At 68.3% G+C, this 5,068-nt stretch carries 4 protein-coding genes and 1 pseudogene; 2 read left to right on the top strand and 3 right to left on the bottom strand.

Features of this window, described 5'->3' with window-relative positions; all coding sequences use genetic code 11:
* The coding region (locus tag PV341_RS43690; protein ID WP_500360814.1) for a TnsB C-terminal domain-containing protein at positions 1–974 on the bottom strand (974 nt) is incomplete at its 3' end.
* Between the two features lie 885 nt (positions 975–1,859).
* Here PV341_RS43690 and PV341_RS43695 point away from each other — a divergent pair.
* Positions 1,860–2,324, top strand: a complete 465-nt coding sequence (locus tag PV341_RS43695; protein WP_500360815.1) for an IS1096 element passenger TnpR family protein — start codon at positions 1,860–1,862, stop codon at positions 2,322–2,324.
* Between the two features lie 336 nt (positions 2,325–2,660).
* Positions 2,661–3,539, top strand: coding sequence for a hypothetical protein (locus tag PV341_RS43700; protein ID WP_500360816.1), 879 nt, complete (start codon positions 2,661–2,663; stop codon positions 3,537–3,539).
* Positions 3,540–3,785: 246 nt separating this feature from the next.
* Here the strand turns inward: PV341_RS43700 and PV341_RS43705 are convergent, their stop codons facing one another.
* On the bottom strand, positions 3,786–4,622 hold the full coding sequence (locus PV341_RS43705; RefSeq protein ID WP_500360818.1) for a nucleotidyltransferase domain-containing protein: 837 nt from the start codon (positions 4,620–4,622) through the stop codon (positions 3,786–3,788).
* Positions 4,619–5,068: pseudogene (locus tag PV341_RS43710) on the bottom strand (hypothetical protein); the annotation flags it as partial. The pseudogene PV341_RS43710 and the gene PV341_RS43705, both read right to left, overlap by 4 nt.

The raw sequence follows: 5,068 nt of genomic DNA on the forward strand, positions 1-5,068 counted from the left end.
GGAGGGATCAGGTCCGGCAGTGCGCGGGCTGCCAGGTCGGTCGCCTTCGCGCGGGTGATCTCAGCTCGGGCCTGCTGCTCGGTCACGTTGCGCCGCGGACGCGGAGTGCCCGGCGCGGTCTGGGCCGTGTAGCGGGTCCGGCGCAGCTTCTCCGCCGCCTTCAGGTCGGCTTTCAGCGCGCGGGCTTTCTTCTCCCTGACCGAGGCCAGTTCTCTGCGCTGCTCCAGTGTCGCCTCGTCCGCGAGGTAGGCGGTGCCCAGGTGGCGGCCGGGCTGGTCGGTGGAAAAGACCTCGATGTTCCCGTCATAGTGCGGCAGGTACCGCAGCCGGACCCGTGTGCCGACGTGCCCGACCATCCAGGGCGCGATGTAGCAGCGTCGCCGCCACCTGATCCCGTTCGTCGAGATCTTCCGCACCCTGCCGTCGTCCTCCAGCGCGAAGAACGCCAGCAGTTTCTCGTCCACGTCCTCTACCGGGGCTGGATCCGCCTCCCAGGCTGCCGCCGGCGTCAGCCCCGGTGGAAGGCCGGTGGGCCGGTGCTGTGTGTTCCACCACCGCACCCAGCCCAGCAGCACCTCGACGAAGTCCGCGAAGGACAGCAGGTCCTCCACCTGGTCGGGACGGTGAGCTCCCACGGGGCGGGCACGGCGGGTGTAGCCGGGAAGGGAGACCAGGAACATCTCGTCCACCGCGTCGTTCAGCTGCTCGATGGTGCCCTTGCGGTACGGCGTGTAGGCCGGCAGGTCCTCCACCGGGACCGCGAAGGCGCCCAGCGCCCGCGACACCGCCCGGCACAAGAACTCCTTCCCACGGTCCACCCGCACCACGGCCGGCAGCCCACCCCAGGGCCCATGGGGACCGGCGCGGCTGATCCCTGTCCGCAGCGCCGCCAGCACGGCGTCGCGGGCCGGCTCGTGCGGGGTGATGGCCACCCCCACGATCACTTTCGTCGCGACATCGATGAACCATGTCACCCACGGGCACGCCGCCCGGCCCTCGACATCCACCCGTACCGGGACCCGCTTGTGATCCCCCTCCCAGCACGCATTGCGATGCACCGGCGGACGCTTCCCGTACACGTCATGACCACGCCGGCCTGCCTCCCCTGCCCGCAGGCCAGCCCGCTCCCCCGCCGACAGATCCAGGCGCGCCGCGCGCTGCAAGGTCCGCACAGACGGCACCGCCCCCGCCTTGCTGGCTTCCTCGGCCTCGGCGACCAGTTCCCGGTGGACCGCGGCCACGTTCCCGCCCCACACTGCCAACCGGGCACGCAGATCAGCAGTCACCGTGACCCTCGAACGACCGCGAGGGGACAGACGTCCTTCCCTGCGGCCGACGGCAACCCAGTTCCACACCGTCCGCAAGGACACGCCCAGAGCCGAAGCAACAAGCCGGGCATGGCCGGTGGTCAGTTCCCCCCTGGCGTCCAGGGCCAGCAGCCGGGCCACCGCACCCTCACGACCCGAACCCGCCCACCGGCCGGGAGAATCATCGTCACAGGCCGGCACCTGACCGGACACCACCCACCACCCCCGGCGAATCAAGGCACCGTCTGCTGTGGGAGATGTCCACAACCCGCCGCATCCAGGCCGACACGCCGATCCCCGGCACACGATCGAAGGCAATCCAGAGGCCGGGGTTGCGACACCGACGACGCGTATGCCTGTCGGCGGCCAGGACGGATTTCCCCACGTACGGCCAGCTCGATTCCCCACGCGGCAGTCACACTCAGTAGCCTCGTTCCCGCTCGCGGACCTGGCACATAAGGAGTTGAGGTCGTGGCACGTACCTGGCTGTCCATCCGGGTGGAACTGGTCTCCGGGCACGGAGCAGATCTATGGCCACGCCCCGGCCGGGTCTTGGCCGCCGCACGCTCGCACTCCTTCGCTCAGTTCGCCACAGCCATCGATCTCGCCTTCGGCCGCTGGGACCTGGCCCACTTGCACCTGTTCACGCTGTCCGACGGCACCCGGGTCAGCCCCCTGGACTGGTGGGACGGCGACGCCCCGGACAACACCGTGGACGGCCACGCCACCAAGCTCAACAGGCTGCAGGCCGGCGCGCAGTTCGCCTACGTCTTCGACATGGGCGACGACTGGACCCACCTGTGCACGGTGGCGGACAAGCACATCGATCCTCTCGACGAACTTGGCGAGGTCTCCGACCGCCCGGTTCCCTACTGGGGCTGGGGCAGCCTCCCGGACCAATACGCACGCCGCTGGGACGGAGACGACGGCGAGTCACCGATGCCGAAGCGGCCAGCCCGCGGGCTCAGCGACCTGCCTCCGATCCTGCCGTGGTGGGGCGAGCACCGGCGAGGATGACCTCACGTTCCGTGCACAAAGTACCCGCGAGCGGGGAACTGAAATGGGTGTGGCTCCTTTGGGGGGACGGCCCTACCTGCGTGAACTGCGGCTTGAGGTACGCCCGAGTGATCGACTCGACCACGACAGCGGGTCCCGCGGTGACCGGCACCCTCGGCGCTGTCGATCTTGATCCGGCGCGCGGGCGTGACCTGCTGGTTCCGAAAGGATCTCCACGGCCGGCAGTCGAGCCGAACCGACAAATGCTCAGCTCAGCCTGTCCCTCGAAAGGAGCTGCACCCATAGGATTTGCCGATATCTTTCGAGCCGTGGGGCGAGGGGCGGGGGGCTGACGACGTGGACGCGGTACTGATGCTCGGGGCCTTGGCGTGGATGGGCGCGCTGCTAGCTGGCGTGGCCGTGATCGGCGACGGACCGATGGGCCCGGTGCTGACGTTGGGGGGCATTGCAGCCTTCATCGTGATGGCGATCGGCGTGACGATCGTGCCTCGTCGGCTGCGTTGGCGGGGGGATATCCGGCCACGCAATACCGGCCGTCCTGCCTTCGAACCCGGGTTTCTGCTGAAGCCCGCGCAGATCGCGGTCGAGGAACGCTGGGGCGTCACGCAGCAGATCACGGACAGGGGGTGGGTGAGGGAGGTCGGGCGGCTGAGCTGGCGCCAGGCCACAGTGTTTCTGGTGGGCGATAAAACGGGGTTAGTCGTCGATCCGTGGTTCTTGTCGCTCCGCGCCTACATCTTTGACAGCACCTGCCACGTCGGCCCAAGTCCGACGTCGGCAACGCTCAACCCCGGTTTCAACCTCCAGCGAAAGAACGGCGTGCTGCGGATTTCCCAGGGGACGCAGGTGATCGACTTGGCTGTCCCGAAAAAATCCGTGCCCGCTGTCGCGCTCATCGGGGCGTCGGGGCCGGTCGACAAGGTGGCCGGCACTGCCGTCACCATCTCCGAGGAACGCCTCGCCCGGATCGCGCGGACTGATCGTCGGGCCGCGCGACGCCATGCGTTCTTCGCCCGGATCAACGCGCGGTCCAAGACGAATCGCTGGGTGGCCGCGGCGTGCTCGCTCTTCTATCTGGCGCTGGCCGTCGGCTTCTTCATCGGGGGTGCGAAGCTGGGCCAGTACGGCGTCATTGTTGTCATGCTCTCGCTGCTGTGCTTGGGCGCGGCGGGCGTCTACGCAGGTCGCGGGATATTTCAGGACGAGCACGAATGAGCGACTCCGTGGTAACCGGCACCCTCGGCGCTGTCGATCTTGATCCGGCGCGCGGGCGTGACCTGCTGGTTCCGAAAGGATCTCCACGACCAGCAGTCGAGCCCAACCGACAAATGCCCAGCTCAGCCTGTCCCTCGAAAGGAGCTGCACCCAACTGAAATGGCCATGACGGGGGGCTGACATGACCACGAGCGGGAAAATCCAACCGTCCGCCGACACGTATGCCCCGGGGGGACTCGGCGTCTGTCAGCGCGGAACGGGCCGGATGAGCAGCGCGTCCATGGGCTTGGTCACGTGCGGGCGCATGACCTCCAGCCAGCTCATGCCAGCATCGAGACGGCGCCCCATGTGCCAGAAGCTGTTCCAGCCGAGATCCACGAAACAGCGCTCGGGCCGGCCACGGCCGAACAGCCGCTTACCGTGCAGAACGACACCGCCCAAGTCGACGCCCTGATCCTCCAGCGTGGCCAGCGCGCACGCCGCAGCCCGGCGCAGCGGACTGGTCTCCACCCAACGGCGCCTCACATGAAGAGCGGCTTCCTCATCGAAGGGAACCCCGTCGCGGAGCGTGAGCGGCGTCACCGTGACGCGTCCTGCCTCATGACGGTTGAACAGTTCGATCCTCGCCGGCCTCGGCACAAGGCTGTCCACGCCCTCGAACGCCGCCAGCATGTGATCTCGCAGAGCCCGGCCTGCCGAAGGGTCCTCCTGCAAAGAGGACAGGCGCTCCCGGGCCAGCGCGAAAGACTCGCCCCTGCGCCACAGCAAGAACAACTCGAACCCCTCGGCGCGCAACGAATCACGCCCCCGGAACTGGAAGGCGATACCCCGGGTGCGGCCACGCAGTGCCTGCCGCATGCTCACATACGCATCGCGCCCGTTGATCGACGCGTGCAGGGACTCCCCCAGCCACCGCTTGTCCGTGCCGTGCTCAACCACGACATCGACGTCACCCGGATCCAGCGCCCCCCGCGCGTACGACCCGAACACGTACACCTCGTCCACCAGACCCAGCGGCCAACCGCCCTGCTCAAGACGAGCAATCACGTCCTCAAGCAGCCGAGTCGCCCGCTCTCGCTTCACCCCGGCACGCTCTCGGCGAAGGCAGCACGGAACTCCTGTGTCGTCACGAACACAGAACCCGGCACCGACCTGCGCCTGCCGTCCTGCAGCGTCTGCGACATCACCTCAGCCATGGCTCTCATCCGCTCCATCCGGTAGTCCTCGACGACCCCGGCGAACTCCTCCGGGATCTCCCGCCGATCCACCACCCCCGCCACGGCAACCTGCGGATAGGAACCACCGTAGGTCTGCAACCGCGACCAGCCCAACGACCGCGCCGCCGCACGCATCGCCGAACGAATCAGCCCGACCCCGCCCAACGCCTCCGCCTCATCGACACCCAGCCGCAACTCGTACGACCCACCAAAGGGTCTGCTGCAGGTTTGGGTGACAGGTTCGGTCACGCGGCCTGGACGGCCGGTGGGGTCATGACGGTCTCGAATTCGACGGGGGTCAGGCGGCCGAGT

Origin of the sequence: Streptomyces sp. PA03-1a, from assembly GCF_033792805.1 — a bacterium.
In the GTDB taxonomy this organism is placed as follows: domain Bacteria; phylum Actinomycetota; class Actinomycetes; order Streptomycetales; family Streptomycetaceae; genus Actinacidiphila.